Here is a 24,507-nt window from a genome sequence, read left to right on the forward strand (position 1 = left end):
TCAGGCCCGCTACCCAAAACATTCCCTGCGGTCATGGGGCACGCTGTCCTACAAGTCGTGGGGCGAGTGCGCTTTGGCGGTGGTAATTATAGAAATACGGAGTTGTAAGGTATGGCGACGATTTTAGTAACAGGCGGTGCGGGCTATATCGGCAGCCATACCGTTGTTGAGTTGTTGGAGCAAGGCCACAGCGTGGTTGTGATGGATAACTTGGTAAACAGTAATGCCGAGGTGTTGAATCGCATCGAGAAGATCACCGGGAAATCACCGGTATTTGTTCAGGGCGACGTGCGTGACGCGGGCGCGCTGTCGGCATTGTTTACAGAGCATGCGATTGACGCGGTGATTCATTTCGCGGGATTAAAAGCGGTGGGTGAGAGTGTTGATCAGCCGCTGAAGTACTACGACAACAACGTGAATGGCACCTTGGTATTGTGTCAGGCCATGGCAAATGCCGGGGTGTTCAAGTTAGTGTTCAGTTCATCCGCTACGGTGTATGGCCCCGACGCGCCGGTACCGTACGTGGAAACCATGCCGCTGGGGCAGCCCTCCAGTCCATACGGTGCGTCGAAAGCGATGGTGGAGCGTGTGTTAGCTGACCTGTGCATAGCTGATGCGCGTTGGTCAGTGGCAGCGCTGCGTTACTTCAACCCCATTGGTGCCCATAAGTCGGGGTTAATTGGTGAGGACCCTCTGGGCATTCCCAATAATTTGATGCCATTTATCGCCCGTGTTGCCGTAGGTAAATTGCCCGAGTTAGCAATTTTTGGTGATGATTACGACACTCCGGATGGGACCTGTATTCGCGACTATTTACATGTAGTGGATTTGGCTGACGGTCATTGCCGCGCCTTGCAGGCATTGGAAGAAACGGGTTTGCATGCAATCAACTTGGGTGCGGGCAACGGGGTATCGGTGCTGGAAATGGTGAATGCATTTACTGCGGTGACTGGTCAGAGCGTGCCTTACAAATTTGCGCCGCGCCGCAGTGGTGACCTGCCCGCTTTTTGGGCAAATGCCGATAAAGCCAAAAGCCTATTGGGGTGGTCAGCTGAGAGTAGCCTGGAGAAGATGATGGAAGACACCTGGCGCTGGCAGAGCAATAATCCGGATGGGTATCGGTAGGGAGAGCGGGTTAGGGGATGGTCGCGGTCAGGCCCGCTCCTACAAGAGGCAGCGCGCGTTGCAATACAGATGGCGCGAGGTGTTTCTGTAGGACATTGTGGCCCCTTGTAGGAGACCGCCTGAGGGCGACCTGAGCGAGCGGTAGAGGTTGTGGACCGGTCGCGGTCAGGCCCGCTCCTACATATCATGGGGCAGGCTGTCAGTCGCGAGGGAGTTGTAGCCTACCGAAAGGTAGTGTGGGCGATTCTGGTTGATTTTTGTTCGGTGTGGTACTCTTCGTGGGTCTATTAAGAGTGCTATTAATAGTACTTTTCACGGAGTGACTATGAATACGTTGACGGCCAACGAGCTAAAAACCAAGGGTGTATCTGCTGTCGAATCTCGATTGAAAGATAGTGAAGAGTTAGTGATTTCGGTGCGTGGACGTAACCGTTATGTGGTTATGGATATAGAAAAGTACGCCAAACTGCGTGAATACGAGCTGGCGGCCGCGTTAGAGGAAGCAAGGTCGGATATTCGCGAGGGGCGCTATCAGGCTGAAAGTGTCGATGAGCATGTTAAGCGTTTGACCAGTGAGCTATAGGTTACTTTTCCCCGATAGCTACCTTAGGCGTGCAAAGAAATTCTTTAAACGGCACCCCGAGGTGCTGGGGCAGTACCAAAAAACGCTGCAGTTGCTGGAGGTCAATCCGTATCATCCCTCGCTTCGCTTGCATGGTTTAAAGGGGCGTTTACAGGGTTTGTCCTCGGTATCGATCAATATGCAATATCGAATTATTTTGGAATTTGAGATTCACGGTGAGGATATTGTGCTGGTTGATATTGGCGATCACGACGGAGTTTATTAGACCTCGGGCTTTGTAGGGGCGGAGTGGTCATAGCACTAGGCTTTAATGAACCTCCTGATCGCGGTTAAAACCGCTCCTACGGTATGGTTGCATATCCAGCGAGATTCGTCGCGGTCAGGCCCGCTCCTACATATCATGGGGCACGCTGTCCTACAAAGGCGGCACGCTGTTCTACAGCGGTGGGGCGTGAGGTGGTTTTGCAGGACAGTGTGGCCCCTTGTAGGAGCCCGCCTGAGGGCGACCTGATCGAACGGTAGGGGTTGTGGATTGGTCGCGGTCAGGCCCGCTACCCAAAACATTCCCTGCGGTCATGGGGCACGCTGTCCTACGAGAGGTGGGGCACGTTTCCCCTAAGTCCTAAGTGTTAGCGATGTGGCTTATCGAGTTCGGCAAATGGATTGCATGGTGGTAAGCCATGTCTCTAGCTTGGTTAGGTAGTAGGCGGTATCTGCTGGACTTTCGTAACATATTTCTCTAACTTTTTGTTCGCTCGCTCCATATAGATGGAGTCGATCACCCGCTATTTCGGGTGATGGCCTGTTTTTGGCTAGGTCTGATAGCGACTTTGCTATCCATCTCGTGCTGTTGTAGCACTGCTCTATTTTTTCCATTGTGTTGGCGACGGCTTGTTCCAGCAATTCTAGCCTGGAGATGCTTGCTTTTGATGCTTCGTCTCCAGGAGGGAGCCAGTGGCTACAGTAGTCTATTTTTTTGCTGATCACCTTTGATGTGTTCTGGAGTTGAAGATATCTAGCCTCTAGCTCTTTGTATAACTGGCTGGGAGGCGGGGCTGCATTTGTAACAGACGTTATAAATAGAGTTGCGATGATATAGTTTGGTCTCATATTTCTATCACACTCAACATGTAGTCGCTGGCTAGCATGGGGTAGGGGAATGAAAAAGCCCGTATCTCGTCTTTTTGTATGTCCTGTTCGAGCCATCCGTTATCTATGGAAAAAACAACGCCGTTTTGATGCAGCCATGTAACTCGTAGAAGAAACTTAACTTTCTCGTTTGTCTTTGGCTCTATGACAATGTGAAGGAATTTCTCTCCAGAGGGCGTGGACTCTGTTTCGTGGGTCAAATCTAGCAACAGCCCGTTATAGTTAATGCTTCGATTAGGTGTGAACTTCACCCTTTCTGGCAGAAGTTTTATATTCAGCAATATCGCGCACAGCAGAACACTGGCTATAGCCGTGGCTATTTTCATGGGCATACCCCATCAGTTGCTGTTGTGACTGTTATTGCTGCGTTTGAGTATTTTTCTAAATCGGGGTTGGTTTCGTCGATTTTAATAATTCCCGATCTGTCAGAAGTAAGCTCTCCTTTCAGCGGTGAGCGGTTTCCGTTGGCGGTGTGATCATTCCACGTGGTGTAGTAACAGAACTTAGTTCTTGAAAGGTTTTTTGAGGCGACTGCGACACGAAATTTTTGTAGTCGGCTACCGAGGCGTAGTTCAGTTTTTGATAAGAAATCCACGCCGTTTGCGACTTCTACGGTTAACCGGGCAGAAGCTTTTTGTGTGAGGCCGTTATCTTGCCTAGGTTCTATGCCGCTCGCGCTGGCATCTATGTTGGTGCTTCTGCTAGAGAGCGGCGTAGGTAGCAAGGTAATCGCTGCCGTGCAAACTAATATGGCTAATAGAAAAAACTTAAGTTTCTGTTTTGCTAACGGTGTTAACACTTAAGTGTCCTCTGGTGTCATTGAGTGATGTTAAGAAGGTGGGTGTCGGTGTCAGGCTCTGCTTTGTTGGGCCTCTATGCTCTTCGCCTTGTAATCCCCCCGAAAAATAATCGAGGTTTTGAGTAGAGACTTTTACAATACTCGCAGAAGGAGCGAATGATGAAGAAGTCTCGATTTTCCGACAGCCAGATCCTGGCGATTCTCAAACAGCACGAGGCCGGGGTGCCTATTGCCGATCTTTCCCGTGAGCACAATGTCAGCACAGCGCTGATCTACCAGTGGCGCGCCAAGTTTGGTGGCATGGATGCGTCGCTGATGAAGCGACTCAAAGAGCTGGAGACAGAGAACGCCCGTCTCAAAAAGATGTATGCTGAGGAGCGCCTCAAAGCGGAACTGCGCCAGGAAGCGCTAGAGGGAAAGCTGTAAGGCCATCTCAGCGTCGAGAGATGGCCAGGAAAGGTGTTGCCAAGCACGGCATCAGCATCAAGCTCGCCTGCGAGGTCTATAGCATTAGCGAGACCTGCTATCGGTACCAAGCCAAACTCAATGGTGAGAACGCCTTGATTGCCGATTGGCTGCTGAAGCTGACTCAGACCCACAAACGCTGGGGCTTCGGGCTTTGCTTCCTGTATTTGCGCAATGTGAAGGGCTATTCCTGGAATCACAAGCGGGTGTACCGACTTTACCGGGAGCTTGAGCTGAACCTGCGCATCCAGCCTCGACGGCGAATCAAGCGAGATTACCCAGGCGAGCTGGACGTGCCCACCGCCCCGAATCAGGTCTGGTCAATGGACTTCATGAGCGACCAGCTGACGAGTGGCAAGTCGCTGCGCACCTTCAACGTGATCGACGACTACAACCGCGAAGGATTGGGCATTGAGGTCGACTTGTCGCTGCCGTCGACACGGGTCATCCGGGCGCTGGAGCAGATCATCGAATGGCGCGGAAAGCCCACGGCTCTTCGCTGTGACAACGGGCCAGAGTACATCTCGCAGGCACTGGTTGAGTGGGCAACCGAGAAGCGGATAACGTTGATCTATATCCAGCCTGGGAAGCCGACTCAGAACGCTTATATTGAGCGCTTCAACCGGACAGCGCGGCATGAATGGCTGGATCTCCATGAGTTCACCAGCGTGGCTCATGCCCAGCTATTAGCGACTCAGTGGTTGTGGCAATACAATAACGAGCGACCGAACTCGGCTATAGGCGGAGTACCCCCAGCCCAACTGCTAAAGACGGGCTAACCCTCTACTCATACAGACGGTTAAAAATGGGGGGATTACAGCCTGTTCCGTCTTGAGGTCTCTGGTCCACTGAACCGCGTCTAAAAAAGGCAATGCCTCGGAATAGTGGTAGCCTTGCGCATGGCTGGTATTTAGTGCCTTAGCCGCTTTTAGGTGCCCTATGTTTTCGATGCCTTCCATGACGACGCCTTTCCCTTGTGCTCTCCAGATAGCGATCTTGTGTTTGAGTTCTATGTACTCAGGATCTTTTCTGGGTGCAGAGAGAAATCGCTTGTCCAGTTTTATGTAGTCGAAGGGGATTGAAGCGGCCCTCACGTCGTTTGAGTACCCCATGCCGTAGTCGTCGATAGCGATTGCTGCGCCGTCATGGCGCAACCTATGAATTCGCTGGATCATTGAGGTAGTTAGGTAGGTGTCTACCTGCTCTGATATCTCAAGGCATATACCCTTGAGCTTATGCCGGCTCATCCTGGAGACCCAGCGGCAGTTTTCAGCAGAAAAGTCGGTAATTGCGACATTGACGAAAACAGCTAACGTCTGGAACCCAATGGAGCTTAAAGCTCTTTGAGTTGCTATGGCGCGCTGAATAGAGAGCTGGAAGTGCTTTAGCTGGGCGTCGTCGTTCCCACTTTTGTACAAATGAGCGCTAGGAGAGGAATTTGTAAACCCCAGCTCGGGGCAGCGTGAAAGTAGCTCGAAGCCGGTGCATAAGTTTGTCGATAACGAAACTATGGGCTGGAGGTAAAAGCTAAGAAGCTCATTCTCTAAAGCTTGAGTGAGCACATCGTCCATGATGCGGTATGTCCTTGTCGATTGTTTGTGGTGGTACTCTAATTAACGACCAAAGCACTGGTTTCTGATTTTTCTCTGAAGGGTGAGTCAAGGTTTTTTCGCCAGGTATTTTGCCGTGTGGCGATATTTGTGACGGGTGTCATAGTACATTGTTGTACTAATGGACAGGATATTTATTTTGTGAATTTTTATTATCCTGCGCGAGCCTTGATTTTTTGAACTTTTACTTGCTTGAATGCTGCTCCAGTTTGGTGCTGGAGCACTGCTATATTGGCCCATATTCGAGCGGCATAGCTGGGTCGGTAGGTGCACTGCTGTGTATTTTTTGTGCATCTTAACGACCTCCTGTTGGTTGCTTTCGAGTTTCCGGAGATCGCTAAGAGAAGTAATTTTAAGTGGAGCTATAGAGACGGATCACCGGGCAGTGACGGGCGGCGTCTGTGCTTTGTGGCTTGCTCGTAGGCGTAGCTGATACTAAACAATGTGGCCTCATCCCAGCGCCGGCCAAAAAATTCTATTCCAATCGGCAGTGCTGGTTGATCAGTTGAGAAACCGGCGGGCACGACAATAGAAGGCATGGCGGTGGTGCTGCTAAAGCCGCAGTTGTTCGTTTGTGATGTGCCGGTAATTCTTGCAGGTTGTTGGACCGGGGGGTAAACCAAGGCATCCAGGTCGAGTGCATCCATCTCGCTTTCAACGTAGTTGCGCAGTTCCTCACGTTTTTCGAGCTTTGCAATATAACTGGGCGAACTGGTATCTCTCGCTGCAAGGCTTGCACCAATGAGTGCCTCGATAAACGGGTGCACCAGACCACTGGTGAATATGTCGACGGTATCAGAGCGAGGGGCCGCGAAGCTCGCTAGGTATTCATCCATGTGATCGGCGAATTCCTGAACAATAAGCGTATTGGAAATATCCTCAAACTCGGGAAGGGTTATTGGATCAATAATTTCAGCACCTGCAGCCGCTAAGTCGATCAGTGCCTGGTCTAGCACAGCATTCACGTCGGCATTGTCGCCAAAGGCGTTGGTACCGCCATAGCTGCGCAACACGCCAATGCGCTTTCCTTTCAGGCCATCTTTGTCCAGGGAGTCCAGATAGCTCGCTGGCTGCCGGCGTTCTGCGGCATGGGTTCTTGGGTCTGCCGGATCTACCGCTGCCATGCTATCCAGCATCAACGCGGCGTCACGAACGGTTCGGGTGATGGGGCCCCCTACATCCATGGTGTGAGAGAGTGGCACTAGGCCATCTTGTGACACTAATCCAACGGTGGAGCGCACGCCGACAAGGGAGTTGTTGGAGGGCGGTAGGCGTATTGAGGCGCAGGTATCGGAGCCGGTACCAAGCAGGCCGAAGTTGGCGGCAATGGCGGCTGCACTGCCGCCACTGGAGCCGCCGGCGTCTTTGGTGGTGTCATAGGGCGTGCCAATTCGCAAAGAGACGCTGTTAAAACTTTGTATCCAGAATGCGTATTCGCTCATGCCGGCTTTGCCCAAAATAAGTGCGCCGGCCTCTCGCAGTCGGGCAACAGTAAAGGCATCGTCAGGTGGCTGGGAGCCTGCGAGTGCGCGTGACGATGCGGTGGTTGGGAAGTCGTAGGTATCGAAGAGGTCCTTTAATAAAACGGGTGCGCAGTGCAGCGGCCCGGTGAGGCCGTCTTTTTCGAAGGCCTCATCAAGTGCTGTGGCCTGTTCGCGCCACTGGGGGTTAATGCTAACGATACTATTGATGGGTAGGCCGGTTGCTGGATTATTGTCGAGCCGTTCTATGCGCTCAATGTACTTTTCGGCTAAGCCTACGCAGCTAAGCGCTTGGCCGGATTCATCAACTTGTTCACCGCGAAAGCCTGCATGGATATCCGCCACTGTGGCCTCAAGCAGTTCAAAGGTTGTTGGCGCGGGAGTATCTGGCAGCGAACCGGTGGTTGAGGAACTGGAGCCTCCACCGCAAGCACTAATAACTGCTACTGAGATGGCGAGAGAGGTGGATGAAAAGACGCGCTTGATACTCGGTCGCATTTAAAATTTCCTCGGTTGGTTAAAGTCTGGTTTTATCTAGCAATAATGGTGCCACCGAGTTGGACGATTCGCGGCTTGGTTTTAGTGGTAGGTCGGGTGTTGGGGGCTAAAATGAAGGGGAGATTTCATTAAATAAGCAGATTATTCGCGGTCAGGCCCGCTATCCTACGAGTCATGGGATCATGTTTTTGTAGGAGAGACTTAAGTCGCGAAGGTTCGGGGCGCTGAGCTATGGCCGATGGTGCATATAGCATTGGGCTCTGTTGAGGCTTCCCATCGCGGTTAAAACCGCTCCTACAAGTGGGGCGAGGTGTTTTTGTAGCACAGTGTGGCCCCTTGTAGGAGCCCGCCTGAGGGCGACCTGAGCGAACGGTAGGGGCTGCGTATCGTTCGCGGTCAGGCCCGCCTACCCAAAACATTCCCTGCGGTCATGGGGCACGCTGTCCTACGAGTCACGGTGTCGTGTATTTGTAGGAGCGACTTACCCAAGGCGCTCCCTGCAGTCGCGGGGCACGCTGTTAGTCGCGAATGGTGCGAAGCGCTTAGCTATGGCCCACAGCGCTGATGGCGATGAGCGCTGTTGGAGCCCTTATCGCGGTTAAAACCGCTACCCAAAGCACTCCCTGTGGTCGCGGGGCACGCTGTCCTACAAAGGCGGCGGTACGCTGTTCTCCAGGTGGTGCAGGTTTGTCGCGTTCAGGCCCGCTTTCTAATCATTTATTTGGGTTCGATGGCGCGGAGTTCTCGGCCAACGACGAGGAGTGCGCCGAGTAGACCAAGGCCGGCAGCGCTGGCCCACATTATCAGGCTATCGAGTACACCGAGGCCGAGCAGGCTGAAGCTGCTGTTGTAGAGCCCGGCGAGTTCTTTGACCGGGCCGCTTAGCCAGAGCAGGCTGGAGGCGAGTAGTAACCAGGCGAGTAGTCCGCCGAACAGGCCGTACCAGAAGCCCATGTACAGGAAGGGGCGGCGGACGAAGGCGTTAGTGCCGCCGACCAGTTTCACAACCAGAATTTCGTCGCGGCGGTTTTCGATGGCCAGTTTGATGGTGTTGCCCACGATAAGCAGCACGCCTGCCGCGAGCATGGCGGCGAGGGCCAGGGTGAGGCGGCGGCTGATATCGGTAATGCGGTTCAGGCGTTGCAGCCACTCCATGTCCAGCTTGACCAGGTCGGCCTGCGGCAGTGCGTTTAGCTGGTCGCGCAGGGCTTCTATTTTTTCAGGGCTGCTGTTTTCTGCGGTGGGGCTCAGTACCAGAACGCCGGGCAGGGGGTTGCTGTCCAGCTGGTCGAGCACGTCGCCAAAGCCGCTGCGGCGACGGAATTCCTCCAATGCCTCACTGGGTGAGATGTATTCGGCGCTGGCAATGTCTTTGCGGTCGGCGAGTTGCTGACGCAGTTTTTGCGCGTCTTGATCGCTGACGCTGAATTTTAAAAACACCGACAATCGCGCGGCGCCATCCCAGCCTTGGCTGACGGCTTCAACGTTGTTCAGGCCGACATATAAACCGGCGGGCAGCACCATGGCGATGGCGATCACCAGTGTGGTCATTAATGTGGCGAGGGGGCGCTTTAACAGGCGCCGCAGGCTTTCGCCGGCCACCTGGCGGTGGTGGCTGCGGTAACTTTGCCACTGGTCACTGAAGCGGGTGCGGTGGGTTTTGGCACCGCTCAATTCGCGCCGTGAAGGCTTGGCCGGCGTTTGCAGTTGGCCGAGGCGGCGCTTGGGCAGTTTGCTGGCGCCGCTGCCCTTTTGTTTGGATTTACTCATGGCTGCCCCCGGCGCTAACCAGTTGGCCTTGGCGCAGGCTGAGCAATTTGTAGGGCATACGCGCAATGAGCGAGAGGTCGTGAGTGGCGATGAGCACGGTCACGCCCACCTGATTGAATTGTTCAAACAGGTGCATGATTTCTGCGGACAGTTGTGGGTCCAGGTTGCCGGTGGGCTCGTCGGCCAGCAGCAGTTTGGGTTTGTTCACCACGGCGCGGGCGATGCCTACGCGCTGCTGTTCACCACCAGACAGGGTGATGGGGTTCTGCCGTTCTTTGTCGAGCAGGCCAACTTTGTCGAGGGCTGCGCGCACCCGTCGGCCGATATCGCGATGGCCGTAGCCGGCAATGACCAGTGGCAGGGCGACGTTGTCAAAGACGCTGCGATCAAACAGCAGCTGGTGGTTTTGAAACACCACGCCGACCTTGCGACGCAATTCGGGGATGTGGCGGGCGGGTAGCTTGGACACATTGCGCCCGTCGATCAGCACCTGGCCGCTATTGGCGCGCTCCATCACCATAATGAGTTTGAGCAGGGTGCTTTTACCGGCGCCGCTGTGGCCGGTTAAAAAACGCATATCGCCATGGGGCATGTGGAAGCTGAGGTTGTTCAGCGCCTGATGCCCGCCGGGGTAGCGTTTGCAGACCTGCTCGAATTGGATCATTGCTTGCGTTGCCAGCCAAACAGGGCGCCGACAAATTCATCGGCGCGGAATGGGCGCAGGTCGAGAATGCCTTCGCCAACACCAATAAAGCGAATGGGCAGGCCGAGCTGCTTGGATATGGCGAATACAATACCGCCTTTTGCGGTGCCATCAAGCTTGGTGAGTGTTAAGCCGGTCACACCTACCGCTTCCTGGAAGTGTTTGGCTTGCGACAGGGCGTTTTGGCCGGTGCCGGCATCGAGTACCAGCATCACTTCGTGGGGGGCGTCGGGGTCGAGTTTCTTGAGTACCCGCACCACCTTTTTCAGCTCTTCCATAAGGTTGTCTTTGTTGTGCAGGCGACCCGCGGTGTCGGCGATCAGCACATCGACATCGCGCGATTTAGCCGCTTGCAGGGCATCGAAGAGTACCGAGGCACTGTCGGCGCCGGTGTGCTGGGCGATTACCGGCACATTATTGCGCTCGCCCCACACTTGCAGTTGTTCAACGGCGGCGGCGCGGAAGGTATCGCCAGCGGCGAGCATGACCGAGCGGCCACCGGCCTGGAATTGCTTGGCTAATTTGCCAATGGTGGTGGTCTTGCCCACGCCGTTTACGCCTACCATCAAAATGACATAGGGGCCGGTTTTGTCGGGAATAACCAGCTCTTGTTCGGCAGGCTCCAGTAGCACCCGCAGCTCTTCTTGCAGGGCAACATACAAGGCCTCGGGGTTATCCAGTTCCTTGCGCGACATACGGCGAGTGAGATTGTCGATAATCTCGGTGGTGGCATCCACGCCAACGTCGGCCATCAGTAGATGGGTTTCAATTTCGTCGAGAAGCTCGTCGTCGATCTCTTTGCGGCCAAGGAAGAGATTGGCCATGCCCTCGCCGAGTTGGGCGCCGGTTTTGCTCAGGCCTTCCTTGAATTTAACCAGCAGCGATGCCTGCTCTTCGGGCGACAGTTCAATGTGTTGCCAGGGCGCGATTTCTTCGTCGGCGATAAAACCTTCTGCCGCCGCCAGGTCTTCCTCAGAGCCGACAAAGGACTCTTTAAAGCGGGTGAAAAAGCTTTTCTTCTTGGGCTCTTGGGCGTTTTCCGCTTCAGTAACGGCTGACTTCTCGGTATCGGTCATGGGGCTCTGGTTGCAGGGTCTGGTTTACAGGGAAAAGAAAAGCCGTATCCTACCACTTCTCGGCCGTCACTGAGTAATGTCGTGGCGCGGTTTTACACTTCAGGATCCTCTTATGGCCCCTCGTTCCAAACGTGATCGCTCGGCACAGGTGACGCCACGCCAAGGTGCTGCGGGTGTGGTACGCATTATTGGCGGCCAGTGGCGCAGTCGGAAGCTGCACTTTACCAGCGCTGAGGGTCTGCGCCCGAGCAGTGACCGCATTCGTGAAACGGTGTTTAACTGGCTGGCTCCTTATGTTGCCGGCGCGCGTTGCCTGGACTTGTTTGCCGGCTCGGGTGCACTGGGTTTGGAGGCCCTGTCGCGGGGGGCTGCGCACTGCCACTTTGTAGAGAAAGACCGTGCCACCGCGCAGCAAATTCGCCAACATTTACAGACGCTGGCTTGCCGCGATGCCGACGTGGCCGCTACCAGCGCTGAACAGTTTTTAACCGGCGCTGAGCGCGGTTGGCATATCGTGTTTCTCGACCCCCCTTTTAATAAAGACTTGCTGATGCCAGCAATCGATGCGCTGCAAGACCGCCTGGACGAGGGTGCCCTGGTCTATGTGGAAACCGCCAAAGGCGAGCCCGTGACGGTGCCTTCAGGCTGGCGGGTGGCAAAGCATAAAACCGCGGGCCAGGTTGAATATCGCTTGTATGAAGTGGAGGCCTAGCGGGGTTTTCGTGCGAGTGACAGGCATCGCGCGAGGTCTGTCGCGGTCAGGCCCGCTCCTACGCACCTGCGTAGTTCTGCATGAACAAAGCGGTGGTTTTTGTAGGAGCTCGCCTGAGGGCGACCGGAACGAACGGTAGAGCGTGGAATCGGTCGCGGTCAGGCCCGCTCCCACGCACCTGCGTAGTCCTGCATGAACAACGCGGTGGTTTTTATAGGAGCACGCCATATGGCGTGCTCGGTTTGGCTTACAGAATAAACTGGCTTAGGTCTTCGTCTTTGGCCAGTTCGCCAAGTTGTTGATTAACGTAGTCGGCGTCGATGTTCAGCGGCTCCGCCCGGTCGCCGGCGCTAAACGAAACGTCTTCCAGTAAGCGTTCCATCACGGTGTGCAGACGACGCGCGCCGATGTTCTCGGTGCGCTCATTCACTTCCCATGCGGTTTCGGCGATGCGGCGGATGCCGTCTTGGCTGAAACTCACATGCAGGCCCTCGGTGGCGAGCAGGGCTTGGTATTGCTCGGTCAGAGAGGCGCGGGGTTCGGAGAGGATGCGCTCAAAGTCGTCGGGGGTGAGGGCTTCGAGTTCCACGCGAATAGGCAGGCGGCCCTGCAATTCGGGAATGAGGTCTGAGGGTTTGCTCAGGTGGAAGGCGCCGGAGGCGACGAACAGGATGTGGTCGCTGCGGATCATGCCGTGTTTGGTGCTGACGGTGCAGCCCTCGATCAGTGGCAACAGGTCGCGCTGCACACCTTCGCGGCTCACATCGGCGCCGCCGGACTCCTGACGTTTGGCAACTTTGTCGATTTCGTCGATAAAGACAATGCCATTTTGCTCCGCCGCTTCGATCGCGCGGGTCTTCAGTTCTTCTTCGTTAATGAGCTTGGCGGCTTCTTCGTCTTGAATCTGCTTGTAGGCGGCCTTCACGGTGAGGCGGCGGGTCTTCTTGCGGTCGCCGCCCATTTTGGAAAACATGCCCTGCAGTTGGCTGGTCATTTCTTCCATGCCAGGGGGCGCCATAATTTCCACACCGACCGGTGCGCTGCTGACTTCGACGTCGATTTCTTTGTCGTCGAGTTCACCTTCGCGCAACTTTTTACGGAAGATTTGCCGGGTGCTGCTGTTGCGCTCCTCTTCACTTTGCTCGCCGCGCGCGGGTGGCAGCAGGGCGTCCAGGATGCGCTCTTCAGTGGCGTCCTGAGCGCGGTGGGCCACTTGCTCCATGGCCTGTTCGCGGTGCAACTTCAGAGAGACGTCGACGAGGTCGCGAATAATGGACTCAACGTCGCGGCCGACATAACCCACTTCGGTAAACTTGGTGGCCTCCACTTTAATGAAGGGCGCGTTGGCCAGTTTGGCCAGGCGGCGGGCAATTTCGGTTTTACCGACACCGGTTGGGCCGATCATTAGAATATTCTTGGGCGTGATTTCAGCGCGGAGGTCTTCCGCCAATTGCATGCGGCGCCAGCGGTTGCGCAGCGCGATGGCAACGGCGCGCTTGGCATCTTGTTGGCCGACAATGTGCTTGTCCAGCTCGTGGACGATTTCACGGGGTGTCATTTGTGACATGGTGGCTCCAGTCGCCCGCATCGGCGAGCGTGTCAGGTGTTCGGATCAGTAATCGAGGACTTCGATGCGGCGGTTGTGGTTGGTGTAGATGCAGATATCGCCGGCGATGTTCAGGCCTTTTTCTACAATGTCTTGGGCGCCGAGTTCGGTGTTGTCCATCAGTGCGCGGGCGGCGGCGGTGGCGAAGGAGCCGCCACTGCCAATGGCGATCATATTGTCTTCTGGCTCAATCACGTCGCCGTTACCACTAATCACCAGAGTGGTTTCTTTGTCGGCCACAATCAGCAGGGCTTCGAGTTGGCGCAACGAGCGCTCGCTGCGCCAGGCTTTGGCCAGCTCCACAGCCGCCTTAACGAGTTTGCCCTGGTGCTTTTCGAGCTGGGCTTCAAATAATTCGAACAGGGTGAAGGCATCGGCGGTGCCGCCAGCGAATCCCGCCAGCACTTGGTCTTTGTACAGGCGCCGCACCTTGCGGGCGTTGCCCTTCATCACGGTGTTGCCCATGGTAACTTGGCCGTCGCCGCCAACAACCACTTGATTGCCTCGGCGAACAGAAAGAATAGTGGTGCCGCGAAACTGTTCCACGCGGGACTCCTTTTAGATATGTGAACAGGCGCGCCGCCCCATCTGGAGCGGCTCGAGAAAATAGTTATGGGGGCGGCGCTGCAATTTTCAAGGCAGCGCGGGGGATCGTTTTACGGGGTGGTCTTCTGGCGAATGACCAGGGTGTCGATGGCTTCGCCGATCAGTTTGGCGCGGGCACTGGCGAGGGTGTTGTGGGTCTGGAACGGGCCGACGTAAACCCGATGCCAGAGGTCGCCATTGGCCTGCACGGACTCCACCTTGGCGTCGAGCCCCAGCAGCAAAATTTGCGCGCGACGACGGTCGGCGTCGTCATTGCTGCGAAAAGAGCCCGCCTGAAGAATGTAGCGCTCGCCAGTCTGAAAGGTTTTCTCATTGGGGCGCGGCGGTTTTTCGTTCGCGGTGGTGACTTTGCTCTCGCGCTTTGGTGCAGGGGTTTCGTCGGGAACGATCACCTCGCGCTCGGGCAGCACCGTGAAGAAGTCGAACTTGGTGGTGTTTTCCGGCTTGCTGGTTTCTGCTTGCTTACTCGCTTTTGGCTTGGCCGCCTGAGCGGTGGCCGCTGCACCGGCAGTATCGCGCTCGCCAATGGCATTGAAAACCAGCACCGTGCTGAGAATACCGGCGATAAAGCCCGTGCCCAGCAAAATGGAGGCAGGCATGCCCTTGTTGGCCGCCTTGCTGCGGGTGGCCCCGCGTGTTGGGCGCTTCTTCGCAGCCATGTTTACATTTCCTCGGGGGCAGAAACCCCAAGTAGGCTCAGGCCGTTGCGCAGTACTTGTTGTACAGCGACTGACAGCGCCAACCGCGCATCGCGCAGGGCGGTGTCTTCGCCGAGCATTTTGTGGGCGTTGTAGTAGCTGTGGAAGTCACCGGCCAATTCGCGCAAGTAGTGGGCGAGGCTGTGCGGCTCGAATTGTTCCGCGGCGCTGGACAGCACCTCGGGGTAGCGTGCCAGCTTCACCAATAGGGCTTTTTCCACGTCTTTGTCGAGCAGCGATAGCTGGGCAAGGCCCGCTTCCTGCGTCCACTGCTGGCCCTCTTGCTCCAGCTTGCGCAGGATGCTGGCCACGCGAGCGTGGGCGTATTGAATGTAGTAAACCGGGTTGTCTTTGCTTTCTGACTTGGCCAGCTCCAGGTCGAAGTCGGTGGCCTGATCGGCCTTGCGCATAATGTAAAAGAAGCGCGCGGCGTCATTGCCGACGTCTTCACGCAACTCACGCAGGGTCACGAAAGAGCCGGAGCGGGTAGACATTTGCACTTGCTGGTCGCCGCGAAACAGCGAAACAAACTGCACCAGTCGTACCACCAGTCGCTCTGGGTCGATATCCAGTGCTTGCAGCGCTGCCTTCACGCGGGCGATATAGCCGTGGTGGTCGGCGCCCCAAATGTTGATCACGCGATCAAAGCCGCGCTCAAACTTGTTCAGGTGGTAGGCGATGTCGGAGGCGAAGTAGGTGGTCTGGCCGTTGTCGCGTTTTACCACGCGGTCTTTGTCGTCACCAAAGCGGGTGGACAAAAACCACAGGGCGCCGTCGCGCTCTTCTATGTAGCCGTTGTCTTGCAGACGGGCGATGGCGCGGCTGACTTGGTCGGGGTCGGCAGTCAGGCTGCGCTCGGAAAACCACTCCTGATAGTGCACGCCGAACTCGCCGAGGTCTTCGCGAATATCGCCCAATATGGCGTCCAGGCCTTTGTCGAAGACAACGCGGTAGTCGTCGCCGAGCAGGGTTTTGGCGCGATTGATCAGATCGTCAATATGCTTTTCTTTATCGCCGCCTGCGGGTTCATCGGCGCAAACGCCGTCGAAAACGTCCGCTGCGCTGCGCATTAACTGGTCGCCGTGGCTGGCGTGCAGCTCGCGGCCGTAGTCGGCAATGTAATCACCTTGGTAGCCATTGCTGGGGAAGGTGAGGGTTTCACCGCAGGCTTGCAGGTAGCGCAGCCATACGCTGGTGCCGAGGATATCCATCTGGCGGCCGGCATCGTTCACGTAGTATTCGCGCTGCACGTCGTAGCCTGCGGCAGCGAGCATGTCGGCAACACTGGCGCCATAGGCGGCGCCGCGACCGTGGCCAACGTGCAGTGGCCCGGTGGGGTTGGCGGACACAAATTCTACCTGGATGCGCTGGTTTTTCGCGTCGCCGCGACCGAATTGCTCGCCCTTGGCAAAGATGTCTTTGATCACGCGGAAGTTGGCGGCTTCATTGATAAAGAAGTTGATAAAGCCGGGGCCGGCGATTTCCACTTTTACCACGTCGTCGCTGGCGGGCAGGGCGTCGACAATTTGCTGGGCAATGGCGCGGGGGTTACTGCGCAGTGGTTTGGCCAGCATCATTGCCACGTTGCAGGCGAGGTCGCCATGGGCCTTGTCTTTGCAGCGCTCGAGTTGAATTGACGGCTGAAGATCTTCGGGCCATTCGGCAGTGCTGCGCAGGGTTGTGAGCGCCTGATCAATCAACGTGGCGACGATATCTTTCATGTCGAATTCGAACTCTCTTGAATATGGGGAATTTTGGGGCCGCGTATTATCGCTGTTTCAGGCGTCGGCCGCCACCATCAGAACATCTCGATGGGGTCGACGTCGACCGACCAGCGCAATTGGCCGCGCTTACTGAGGGATTCTGCCACATTACAGGCCACTGCCAACTGCTGATGCAAGGTGCGGCGCTCGCTGGCTTGCAGAATAAGTGAGGCGCGGAAGCGGCCCGCGCGGCGGGCCATGGGCGCGGGCAGGGGCCCGAGAAGTTGCCAGCCGGGTGCGGGCGGCTGCAGGGAGTTGCGCAGCTGCTGCAAAAACTGCTCGGCATCCTGCAGCTGCGGTGCATCGCAGCGAATCACCGCACTGAAGGTGTAAGGTGGCAGGTCGAGCAGGCGCCGTTCTGCCAGCTGTGCGGCGGCAAAGTCGCGATAGCCGTGTTGGCTCAGGCTCTGTAAGGCGGGATGAGCGGGGCAGTGAGTTTGCAGCAATACTTCGCCGGGCCGGTCTGCGCGTCCGGCACGTCCGGCGACCTGCAGCAGAAGTTGGGCGCTGTTTTCGGTGGCGCGGTAGTCAGCGCTGAACAGACCGGCGTCCATATCGACGATGCCGACCAGTGTCACGGCGGGGAAGTGGTGGCCCTTGGCGAGCATTTGGGTGCCGACCAAAATGCAGGGTTCACCCTTATTCACCTCTTTAACGAGTTCGGCCATGCTGTCGCGCCCGGCGGTGGTGTCGCGGTCGATCCTCAACACCGGGGCGTCAAAGTGTTGGTTTAGAAACATTTCCAGGCGCTCGGTGCCGGGACCGTCGTAGATCCACTGGCTGTTGCCACAGTCCGGGCAACTGGCTGGCATGGCGCGAACGGCTTCGCAGTGGTGGCAGCGCAATTGGCGGCGCTTGTAGTGAACGGTCATGCGCGCGTCGCAGGCGTGACAGTCGGCAATCCAGCCGCAGCAATGGCATTGCAGGGTGGGGGCAAAACCGCGGCGGTTGAGAAACAGCAGGCTTTGATTGCCGGCGCGCAAATTGTTGGCGACGGCGCTGAGCAAGGCATCGCTCAAACCGTGCTGTAAGGCTTGCTGGCGAATATCAAGCAGCCGTATTGGCGCCTCGCAGGCGTTGCCGGCGCGCTGGCGTAAGCGCAACACCCGATAGCGGCCCAGATCGGCGTTATGCAGGCTGTCGAAGCTGGGTGTGGCGCTACCGAGAATGACCGGACACTGGCTATCGGCTGCGCGCTTTACGGCAATGTCGCGGGCGGAGTAGCGCCAGCCGTCTTGCTGTTTGTAGGAGCTGTCGTGCTCTTCGTCGACGATGACCAAACCCAGGCGCGGCAGGTCGGCAAATACCGCTGAGCGCGTACCCAGAATAATGTCGGCACGGCCCTCGCGGGCGGCTTGCCAGTTGTGCCAGCGTTGCCGCTCGCTTAAACCGGAGTGCAGGCTGCGTACGCGACCGGGAAAGCGCTGTTCGAAGCGGCGCAGGGTCTGCGGGGTGAGGCCAATTTCGGGCACCAGTACCAGGGCTTGTTTGCCATTGGCCAGCGCGTGGGCGATGGCTCGTAGATACACCTCGGTTTTGCCGCTGCCGGTGATGCCGTCGAGTAAAAAGCGGGCGAATTGGCCGTCGCTATCAATAATTTGTTGCAGGGCGTCGGCTTGCTCGCTGTTGAGTGTGGGTCCCTGCTCGGCGGGGGCGGGCGTGCTGGAGGGTTCGGCTTCTTCAATCAGGGCATGCTGCTGCAAGGCGCGCACAATGCTGGCGCTAAAGCCCAGGGCAGTGATGTCTGCGCGCGTTAACGGGCCGTTTTCCAACAGGGCGTTGAACAGCGCGCGCTGCTGGTGAGCTCGCAGAGAGAGTTTGGCAATATCGGCATTTGGGCGGAGCTGCCATGCAGCGGTGTTTTCTGCCGTTGGTGGCGCGCTGCGCCGCAGCGCCAGAGGCAGCATTTGGTGCAGGCAGTCGCCAATGGGGTGGTGGTAGTAGTGTGCGGCCCATTTCCCCAAGTCCAGCAGCGCCGTGGATAAGCTGGCTTGCTCGTCCAGCACTTCAATGACGGCTTTTAGTTTGCTGGAATCGACGTCGGTGTTGTCGGTGGGGCCGAGGACAACGGCAATCACGTCGCGCCGCCCAAAGGGCACTTTCACCCGTGTGCCGGGCTGTATGTCGCGCTGCAACGACGCCGGCCACAGGTAGTCGAAGCGGCGTCTAAGGGGGCAGGGAATGGCGATGGATGCGAGAGTGTCGGCCATGGCATGGGCTTGTGCAAAACCGCCAGTGTATAAGAATCTGCAGTGGGTTGAGAGCATAATTCTAATCGGCGCTGGGCAGTGCTTGCTTATATGCCCAGTTCTGCTAATATGCGCGGCCTGTTTTTCGGTGGTTTTTTGTTCAGTTGGTCGGCGCAAATCCCTGCTCTTCCCAGCTTCCACTGAGCGCATCAGCCCAGCGCGGTGCCCGGCAAGAGATCGGGTGGCGGCGTCCAAAGAGGATCTAATGATGAAAGCGGATATCCATCCAAAGTACGAAGATGTTAACGTTACCTGCAGCTGCGGTAACCAGTTTCAAACCCGCTCAACCCTGGCGGAAGACCTGCACGTAGACGTATGTTCTGCCTGCCACCCTTTCTACACTGGTAAGCAGAAAATGCTGGATACCGGTGGTCGTGTTGATCGCTTCCGCAAGCGTTTCGGCAGCCGCGGTGGTGTTAAAAGCTAAGTTGCTTACATTTGCGCCACAACCTCTGGCGTTGATGATCGCAAAAATGCCCGGGCGCCAGCGCTTGGGCATTTTTTTTAGTGAGTCGCAAGGCGGTACTACGCCTGCAGGCTTGCTTTGAAACCCGCTGATAGCGGGGCACTGGGCCACGGCGTGGCTTGTGAGTGGGGGCAGTTTTCTATATGCTTTCACGCCTTTATGAACGCACCTGACCACCTTTACGCGTTCGCCCTTCTGGAATGCACAAACCGAGAGCATGACAATGTCCAAAGATGTTAAGCAGGCGGCTCTGGATTACCACTCGATCCCCTCGCCAGGCAAAATTGGTATCAGCCTGACCAAGCCCGCCGAAACACAATACGATCTTTCGCTGGCCTACAGCCCGGGCGTGGCTGAGCCGGTGCGCGAGATCGCCAAGGACCCGCTCAACGCATACAAGTACACCAGTAAGGGCAACCTGGTCGCAGTTATCTCCAATGGCAGTGCAATTCTCGGTTTGGGTGATTTGGGCCCTGCCGCGAGCAAGCCGGTAATGGAAGGCAAGGCGCTGCTGTTTAAGCGTTTTGCCGATATCGATTCCATTGATATCGAGGTGGACGCGGAAGACTCTCAAGCCTTCATTGATACCGTGCGCCGTATTGCCGATACCTTTGGCGGCATCAATCTGGAAGATATTAAAGCGCCTGAGTGCTTTGAGATTGAGCGGATTCTGATTGAGCAATGCAATATTCCGGTTTTCCACGACGATCAGCACGGCACCGCCATTGTGACGGCCGCGGGAATGCTGAACGCCCTGGAGATTCAAGGTAAATCCATCGAGAGTGCGCGCATCGTTTGTCTGGGCGCGGGCTCGGCGGCCATTGCCTGTATGCGCTTGCTGATCAGCCTGGGTGCGAAATACGAAAACCTGTTTATGATCGACCGCCGCGGCGTTATCACGCCGGGCCGCGAGGGCTTAAACGAATATAAAGAAGAGTTTGCCAACGGCGCCGGTCCCAAGACCCTGGTAGAGGCGATCGACGGAGCCGATGTCTTTGTCGGTCTGTCTGGCGCCAACCTGCTGAGCGAAGACATGCTGCGCAGTATGGCTGCCAAGCCGATCGTATTCGCTTGTTCAAACCCTGACCCAGAGATTTCACCAGAGCTGGCGATGAGCGTGCGCGACGACTTGATTATGGCGACTGGGCGCTCTGATTATCCCAATCAGGTTAATAACGTTTTGGGTTTCCCATTTATCTTCCGCGGTGCGTTGGATGTGCGTGCCACGGAAATTAATGAAGCGATGAAAGTGGCCGCGGTTCACGCCATTCGTGAGTTGGCTAAGGAAGACGTACCACAAGTGGTGGTCGATGCTTGCCAGTGTGGTGAGCTGAGCTTTGGCCCGAATTATATTATTCCCAAGCCGGTGGATCGGCGCTTGCTGGGTTCGGTAGCCGCAGCGGTGGCCCGCGCGGCCGTCGACAGTGGTGTTGCTCTGCTGCCCTACCCCGAGCACTACCCGCTGAGCTAATCAGCTTATATTAGAGTCGCGCCCAGCGCGGCTTTTTTATATCTGCGCAGAGCAGGCATCTGTTTCGAGGTGACCATGACACAGGCAGTAACATTGGCGCTGGCGGCGTCGGGTTTGTTCTTGTTGGCTGGCCTGGTCGGCGGAGTACTTAAATACCACGGCATTATGACCCGGCCGGGGCATCGTGCTCATCCCTATATCGATATCGCTCACCGCGCTGCGCTAATGTACAGCTTCACTGCCTTGGTGATGGCGGCGTTGCTCAAATACAGCCCCTATTCCGCGACGGTACAGTTTTGGATTACCGCGGTACCGCTGTTCTTCTTCGCCACCGCCATTGCCCGGTATTTTCAGCTGGGCATTCAAGGCCGGGAGAAGAATCAATTTAAGCAGCGTAACTTCATTACCACCTGGGGCATGGCGCTGCTGATAGTGGGTGAAGTCGGCGGTGTTGCCGCGATTGTCTGGGGGTTTTTCCGCAGCCAGGTTCTGGGCGGCGTCTAACAGCCCACGTCTTAACGGGCGAGGCCCTGGCAGATGACCTGCTTGTCTCACATCGTGATCAACACGCTTGTTCCTGTGCAATAGTTATATGATAATGCTTATCATTAACCATCTGCTGTGGAATCTCTAATGTCACCTTTCTTCTCTGCCCGCGCCGCTATGCTGCAGGGTGTCGCGCTTGTTATTGTCAGCTCCGCCGTTATGGCACAGGGCACAGAGTCAGCTGCTAGCCCACCAAAACTTGAGGAGATCCTGGTTACGGGTGACCCAATGCAGCGCAGCAGCCTGGATACTGTTGGCAGTGTCAGCATTGTTTCTGCCGACACCATTGAAGCCATGAATGTGCGCGATCTCTACGATTTGCTACTGCGAAGCCCAAATTTGAATGCCGCAAGAGAGGACAAATTCTCTGTCCGCGGTATCTCCAATGAGGGCATTGGCCCGGGTGGTACAGGGCGGCCGACAGTAAGTGTCTTTATTGATGGCGCTCGCCAGCCCGGTCGGGGAGTGGGAAATACCTGGGACGTAAAGCAGGTGGAATTTTATCGCGGCCCTCAATCCACTGCTTTTGGCCCTGGTTCGTTGGCGGGGGCGGTCGTGATCCAGAGTGAGTCGCCATCCAGTGAGGCCTATTCGGGCAAGCTTAAGGTAGGGGCAGCGAATTACGGTGGTCGCGAAGCCGGTGTCGCGGTGGGCGGCCCAATAGTGGGCGACTTGGCATTTCGCTACGCGGCTGAAACCAATCAAACCGACGGCGAGGTGACCAATATCACCTTGGACGATGACAAGTGGCAGGCGCGCAAACGCTATATGCAGCGCTTCAAACTGGGCTGGGCTGGCAGCGATTGGTATTCCTTCGAGCTCACCCTGCAGGACAGTAAGTTGCGCGAGGGCAACGAATACCAGTCGCCGGACTTGGCGCGCAAAGGGCAGGCCAGCGATGACGTTGATGGCTTTTATGATGACAATAGCACGCTGGCCGTGCTCACCCAGCATGTGGATATTAATGCGGCGCTTCGCCTCAGCCTGATTGTGAGCGGTAGCAACAACGATAATATTCGCAAGGGCGACTATGATATTTCGGCTGAGGATGGTGGCTATTTCATCAATTCCGTCGAGGCTGAAAACCGAGCGGCTGAGCTGCGTTTGCAGTACCGCGGTGACACCTTGAAGGGCGTTGTTGGTGCCTATCTCGCCAACGATGAATTGCAGGGAAGCTCGACAAGTGTCGATCTGCCCTATGAGCTCGGTGCGGGAATCCGGGCGCGAGCTGATGCGGACTTGATCGCTGAGCGGGAGGCTGATACCCAGGCCATTTATGCCGAGGCTGATTGGGACTTTGCCTTCGACTGGACGCTAACGCTAGGCATGCGCTACGAAGAGAATGATGCGGACAGTCGCAGTGCCTTTATTGTTAAGGGGGCTCGCCCCGTCGACCCGATTACCGGCACCACGCTGCCCGGTGACCTCAGCCCGCTTTTAAAACCGTTGTTGGACAGTGATGCACAGGCGCCAAGCAGCGACTCCGTGTTTTTGCCAAAGGTGGCGCTGAGCTACGATCTTAATGACGCCGTGACCGCCTTTGTTGCTGCCAGCCAGGGGTATCGCGCTGGTTCGGTAGATTTTGTCAGCGATGGCGAGTCGCCCAGCTATGGCCCCGAATACACCAATAATTATGACCTTGGTGTGAAGTGGCGAGGCGCGCGGTGGCAGGCGCAGCTGACAGTCTTTCGTATCGACTATCGCGATATGCAGATTGGTGTGCGTGTTGATGCGGCGAATTTCCGCACTGACAATGCTGGTGAGGCGCAGTCTGAAGGCGTTGAGCTGGAATTCAGTGGCGAGCTGGGGCGTGGTTTCAGTCTGTTCGGCGGCGCTGGCTATGTGAGCACGGCGTTCACTGAATACGAAGATGATGGCGTCGATTTTGCGGGTAATCGCTTTCCCAATGCGCCATTGCGAAATGCCAATATCGGACTTGCCTGGCAACAAAATGGCTACTTCGCCAATATCAATTGGGCCTATGCTGCTGACAGCTACACCGACCGTGAAAACACCGCCGGCTTGAAGGCCGATTCGCGGCGACTCTTGGGCGCGCGGCTAGGCTATCGCGGAGAGCACTATGGGATAGAACTCTTCGGTGAGAATTTGACCGATGAGTTTTATATTACCGATCGCTTTAATAGTCCGTCGTTAGGTATTGATGCTCTGTATGTGGGTGACCCGCGTGAATATGGTGTTCGCTTGAGCTATCAATTTTAGGGCCTTCGAGGCCCCGCAGACAAAAAGCGAAATAGAGCTAAGTACAACTCGCTAGCCGACCGGAGCATGACTTTAGGTTATATTCTGTGCAAAGTTCTTTTTTGGGTTTTTATGCTCTGAGTGAGCTCCCTGTGAATTCGGTTTGAAAAGAGGGTGTCTAAATGAATATTGAGCGTCGCCAAACACAGTCTCCGATCCCTCATAATCTTGAAGAGTTACTTTCCGAGCTGCAATTGCTGACTATCCGTCGGGTTGAAGATTTTGGCGGCGGTCTGTGGTTTGTGCGCAGGCCCTTGTTTCAAGATGTTGTACCGGTAGTGAACTGCTCGTTAAACCACGGTGCTGAGACGGCTGTCGTGGAATTGGATGGATCCTTGAATACCAGACACGGTCTGCTCATTCGTCCGGATTGACCGCTGTTTTACAGAATAAAAAAAGCGCGGCTTAAGCCGCGCAAATCTCGTACGTCTGGAGGACGAACAAGTACAACTTACATTGCCAGTTCCGCAGTAATGAACGGGATGGGTGGCAGCAATGTGATTTGTGGATTCAGCAAGGTCCCGCCTTCAGTAAAGTAGGCCGGTACAGAGGCTGGGTCGTCGGCCATTACACCTACCACCGGAATCAGCGTGAATACCAAATCTGGCCCCAAGGTGTCCTGAAAGCCCGCTAGCGACTGCGGGTCAGCCGCGATCGCGGTACCAAAGTCTTGCAATGCAACGACAATGCTCTCGATCTTTGCGGGACTAAGGTAATCAACAAAGCCTTGGAACTGGGGTGGGATGCCGCCGCTACCGCCGTCCATGCCGGGGATGGGCAGAGCATCTAAGCCAGGAATGCTTGGTGCGCCGCCACCGCCAAGACCAGCGAGGGCATCAAACAACGGTGCTAAGGCGTCCAGTCCGGGTGCG

Annotated in this window: 23 protein-coding genes; 10 read left to right on the forward strand and 13 right to left on the reverse strand. The window is 56.3% G+C overall.

The annotated features are described in order from the left end of the window. Positions 1-111: 111 nt before the first annotated feature. The 3 genes from galE to ABNS66_RS14425 all read left to right on the forward strand — a co-directional run bounded on the left by galE (position 112) and on the right by ABNS66_RS14425 (position 1,973). Positions 112-1,125, forward strand: coding sequence for a UDP-glucose 4-epimerase GalE (gene galE, locus ABNS66_RS14415; RefSeq protein WP_286836401.1), 1,014 nt, complete (start codon positions 112-114; stop codon positions 1,123-1,125). A gap of 325 nt (positions 1,126-1,450) precedes the next feature. Then, on the forward strand, positions 1,451-1,708 hold the full coding sequence (locus tag ABNS66_RS14420) for a type II toxin-antitoxin system Phd/YefM family antitoxin (protein WP_204997190.1): 258 nt from the start codon (positions 1,451-1,453) through the stop codon (positions 1,706-1,708). Beyond that, positions 1,698-1,973: a type II toxin-antitoxin system RelE/ParE family toxin gene (locus ABNS66_RS14425; protein ID WP_286836399.1), complete on the forward strand. Its 276-nt coding sequence runs from the start codon at positions 1,698-1,700 to the stop codon at positions 1,971-1,973. The genes ABNS66_RS14420 and ABNS66_RS14425 overlap by 11 nt, the downstream gene beginning before the upstream one ends. 841 nt (positions 1,974-2,814) lie before the next feature. Here the strand turns inward: ABNS66_RS14425 and ABNS66_RS14430 are convergent. Together ABNS66_RS14430 and ABNS66_RS14435 are read right to left on the reverse strand one after the other, a co-directional pair. After that, a complete protein-coding gene (locus ABNS66_RS14430) occupies positions 2,815-3,183 on the reverse strand; it encodes a hypothetical protein (protein ID WP_286836398.1) in 369 nt (122 codons plus the stop codon). Beyond that, complete coding sequence (locus tag ABNS66_RS14435) at positions 3,180-3,656, reverse strand: hypothetical protein (protein WP_286836396.1); 477 nt, start codon at positions 3,654-3,656, stop codon at positions 3,180-3,182. Before ABNS66_RS14435 ends, ABNS66_RS14430 begins: the two co-directional genes overlap by 4 nt. 159 nt (positions 3,657-3,815) lie before the next feature. Between ABNS66_RS14435 and ABNS66_RS14440 the strand changes: the two genes are divergently transcribed. Continuing rightward, a protein-coding gene (locus ABNS66_RS14440) for an IS3 family transposase (protein ID WP_286836394.1) occupies positions 3,816-4,900 on the forward strand; the annotation gives its coding sequence in 2 pieces (ribosomal slippage) (positions 3,816-4,068 and positions 4,068-4,900; 1,086 coding nt in all). Here the strand turns inward: ABNS66_RS14440 and ABNS66_RS14445 are convergent. The 5 genes from ABNS66_RS14445 to ftsY form a co-directional block, all read right to left on the reverse strand. Continuing rightward, positions 4,886-5,692, reverse strand: a complete 807-nt coding sequence (locus tag ABNS66_RS14445) for an EAL domain-containing protein (RefSeq protein WP_286836392.1) — start codon at positions 5,690-5,692, stop codon at positions 4,886-4,888. The genes ABNS66_RS14440 and ABNS66_RS14445 overlap by 15 nt on opposite strands. A gap of 401 nt (positions 5,693-6,093) precedes the next feature. Beyond that, the gene (locus ABNS66_RS14450) at positions 6,094-7,710 is read right to left on the reverse strand and encodes an amidase family protein (protein ID WP_286836390.1); all 1,617 of its coding nucleotides are present in this window, start codon (positions 7,708-7,710) and stop codon (positions 6,094-6,096) included. A gap of 717 nt (positions 7,711-8,427) precedes the next feature. Further along, the gene (gene ftsX / locus ABNS66_RS14455) at positions 8,428-9,480 is read right to left on the reverse strand and encodes a permease-like cell division protein FtsX (RefSeq protein WP_286695575.1); all 1,053 of its coding nucleotides are present in this window, start codon (positions 9,478-9,480) and stop codon (positions 8,428-8,430) included. Continuing rightward, positions 9,473-10,144, reverse strand: coding sequence for a cell division ATP-binding protein FtsE (gene ftsE, locus ABNS66_RS14460; RefSeq protein WP_286836389.1), 672 nt, complete (start codon positions 10,142-10,144; stop codon positions 9,473-9,475). The genes ftsX and ftsE overlap by 8 nt, the downstream gene beginning before the upstream one ends. Then, complete coding sequence (ftsY, locus tag ABNS66_RS14465) at positions 10,141-11,259, reverse strand: signal recognition particle-docking protein FtsY (protein WP_286695576.1); 1,119 nt, start codon at positions 11,257-11,259, stop codon at positions 10,141-10,143. Before ftsY ends, ftsE begins: the two co-directional genes overlap by 4 nt. Positions 11,260-11,371: 112 nt before the next feature. Here ftsY and rsmD point away from each other — a divergent pair, with 112 nt between their 5' ends. Continuing rightward, positions 11,372-11,971, forward strand: coding sequence for a 16S rRNA (guanine(966)-N(2))-methyltransferase RsmD (gene rsmD, locus ABNS66_RS14470; RefSeq protein WP_286836387.1), 600 nt, complete (start codon positions 11,372-11,374; stop codon positions 11,969-11,971). Between the two features lie 247 nt (positions 11,972-12,218). On the opposite strand, the gene hslU is transcribed toward rsmD, so the two are convergent. The 5 genes from hslU to ABNS66_RS14495 form a co-directional block, all read right to left on the reverse strand. Continuing rightward, the gene (hslU, locus tag ABNS66_RS14475; protein WP_286836386.1) at positions 12,219-13,538 is read right to left on the reverse strand and encodes an ATP-dependent protease ATPase subunit HslU; all 1,320 of its coding nucleotides are present in this window, start codon (positions 13,536-13,538) and stop codon (positions 12,219-12,221) included. A 45-nt stretch (positions 13,539-13,583) separates the two neighbouring features. Next, entirely contained in the window at positions 13,584-14,123 is a 540-nt protein-coding gene (hslV, locus tag ABNS66_RS14480; protein ID WP_027875167.1) for an ATP-dependent protease subunit HslV, read from the reverse strand. Between the two features lie 110 nt (positions 14,124-14,233). Further along, the gene (locus ABNS66_RS14485) at positions 14,234-14,842 is read right to left on the reverse strand and encodes an SPOR domain-containing protein (RefSeq protein WP_286695579.1); all 609 of its coding nucleotides are present in this window, start codon (positions 14,840-14,842) and stop codon (positions 14,234-14,236) included. Between the two features lie 2 nt (positions 14,843-14,844). Beyond that, a complete protein-coding gene (argS, locus tag ABNS66_RS14490; RefSeq protein WP_286836384.1) occupies positions 14,845-16,602 on the reverse strand; it encodes an arginine--tRNA ligase in 1,758 nt (585 codons plus the stop codon). 77 nt (positions 16,603-16,679) lie between these two features. Then, positions 16,680-18,854, reverse strand: coding sequence for a primosomal protein N' (locus ABNS66_RS14495; RefSeq protein WP_286836383.1), 2,175 nt, complete (start codon positions 18,852-18,854; stop codon positions 16,680-16,682). A gap of 247 nt (positions 18,855-19,101) precedes the next feature. Between ABNS66_RS14495 and rpmE the strand changes: the two genes are divergently transcribed. The 5 genes from rpmE (at position 19,102) to ABNS66_RS14520 (ending at position 24,009) form a co-directional block, all read left to right on the forward strand. Continuing rightward, positions 19,102-19,320 (forward strand): 50S ribosomal protein L31, encoded by a 219-nt coding sequence (rpmE, locus tag ABNS66_RS14500; RefSeq protein WP_204997209.1) that lies wholly within the window; start codon positions 19,102-19,104, stop codon positions 19,318-19,320. 262 nt (positions 19,321-19,582) lie between these two features. Continuing rightward, on the forward strand, positions 19,583-20,830 hold the full coding sequence (locus ABNS66_RS14505; RefSeq protein ID WP_204997199.1) for a malic enzyme-like NAD(P)-binding protein: 1,248 nt from the start codon (positions 19,583-19,585) through the stop codon (positions 20,828-20,830). Positions 20,831-20,905: 75 nt separating this feature from the next. Further along, complete coding sequence (locus tag ABNS66_RS14510; RefSeq protein ID WP_286836382.1) at positions 20,906-21,334, forward strand: hypothetical protein; 429 nt, start codon at positions 20,906-20,908, stop codon at positions 21,332-21,334. Positions 21,335-21,463: 129 nt separating this feature from the next. Then, the gene (locus ABNS66_RS14515) at positions 21,464-23,596 is read left to right on the forward strand and encodes a TonB-dependent receptor (protein WP_286836381.1); all 2,133 of its coding nucleotides are present in this window, start codon (positions 21,464-21,466) and stop codon (positions 23,594-23,596) included. Positions 23,597-23,757: 161 nt separating this feature from the next. After that, positions 23,758-24,009 carry a hypothetical protein gene (locus ABNS66_RS14520; protein WP_286836380.1) on the forward strand — a complete coding sequence of 84 codons (252 nt, stop codon included), beginning with the start codon at positions 23,758-23,760 and terminating at the stop codon, positions 24,007-24,009. 77 nt (positions 24,010-24,086) lie between these two features. Here ABNS66_RS14520 and ABNS66_RS14525 read toward each other — a convergent pair. Beyond that, positions 24,087-24,507 (reverse strand): hypothetical protein (locus ABNS66_RS14525; protein ID WP_348655366.1); only part of this gene is annotated, 421 nt, incomplete at its 5' end.

This window comes from uncultured Spongiibacter sp., assembly GCF_964011655.1.
Taxonomy (GTDB): domain Bacteria; phylum Pseudomonadota; class Gammaproteobacteria; order Pseudomonadales; family Spongiibacteraceae; genus Spongiibacter; species Spongiibacter marinus.

Excerpts from the sequence above, each read along its gene's own strand:
- rsmD (WP_286836387.1), top strand. The coding sequence starts at position 11,372 with ATGGCCCCTCGTTCCAAACGTGATCGCTCGGCACAGGTGACGCCACGC.
- ftsY (WP_286695576.1), bottom strand. The coding sequence starts at position 11,259 with ATGACCGATACCGAGAAGTCAGCCGTTACTGAAGCGGAAAACGCCCAA.
- ABNS66_RS14505 (WP_204997199.1), top strand. The coding sequence starts at position 19,583 with ATGTCCAAAGATGTTAAGCAGGCGGCTCTGGATTACCACTCGATCCCC.
- ABNS66_RS14520 (WP_286836380.1), top strand. The coding sequence starts at position 23,758 with ATGAATATTGAGCGTCGCCAAACACAGTCTCCGATCCCTCATAATCTT.
- ABNS66_RS14515 (WP_286836381.1), top strand. The coding sequence starts at position 21,464 with ATGTCACCTTTCTTCTCTGCCCGCGCCGCTATGCTGCAGGGTGTCGCG.
- rpmE (WP_204997209.1), top strand. The coding sequence starts at position 19,102 with ATGAAAGCGGATATCCATCCAAAGTACGAAGATGTTAACGTTACCTGC.
- ABNS66_RS14430 (WP_286836398.1), bottom strand. The coding sequence starts at position 3,183 with ATGAAAATAGCCACGGCTATAGCCAGTGTTCTGCTGTGCGCGATATTG.
- argS (WP_286836384.1), bottom strand. The coding sequence starts at position 16,602 with ATGAAAGATATCGTCGCCACGTTGATTGATCAGGCGCTCACAACCCTG.
- ABNS66_RS14485 (WP_286695579.1), bottom strand. The coding sequence starts at position 14,842 with ATGGCTGCGAAGAAGCGCCCAACACGCGGGGCCACCCGCAGCAAGGCG.
- galE (WP_286836401.1), top strand. The coding sequence starts at position 112 with ATGGCGACGATTTTAGTAACAGGCGGTGCGGGCTATATCGGCAGCCAT.
- ftsX (WP_286695575.1), bottom strand. The coding sequence starts at position 9,480 with ATGAGTAAATCCAAACAAAAGGGCAGCGGCGCCAGCAAACTGCCCAAG.
- ABNS66_RS14510 (WP_286836382.1), top strand. The coding sequence starts at position 20,906 with ATGACACAGGCAGTAACATTGGCGCTGGCGGCGTCGGGTTTGTTCTTG.
- ABNS66_RS14450 (WP_286836390.1), bottom strand. The coding sequence starts at position 7,710 with ATGCGACCGAGTATCAAGCGCGTCTTTTCATCCACCTCTCTCGCCATC.
- ABNS66_RS14495 (WP_286836383.1), bottom strand. The coding sequence starts at position 18,854 with ATGGCCGACACTCTCGCATCCATCGCCATTCCCTGCCCCCTTAGACGC.
- ABNS66_RS14445 (WP_286836392.1), bottom strand. The coding sequence starts at position 5,692 with ATGGACGATGTGCTCACTCAAGCTTTAGAGAATGAGCTTCTTAGCTTT.
- ABNS66_RS14420 (WP_204997190.1), top strand. The coding sequence starts at position 1,451 with ATGAATACGTTGACGGCCAACGAGCTAAAAACCAAGGGTGTATCTGCT.
- hslU (WP_286836386.1), bottom strand. The coding sequence starts at position 13,538 with ATGTCACAAATGACACCCCGTGAAATCGTCCACGAGCTGGACAAGCAC.
- ftsE (WP_286836389.1), bottom strand. The coding sequence starts at position 10,144 with ATGATCCAATTCGAGCAGGTCTGCAAACGCTACCCCGGCGGGCATCAG.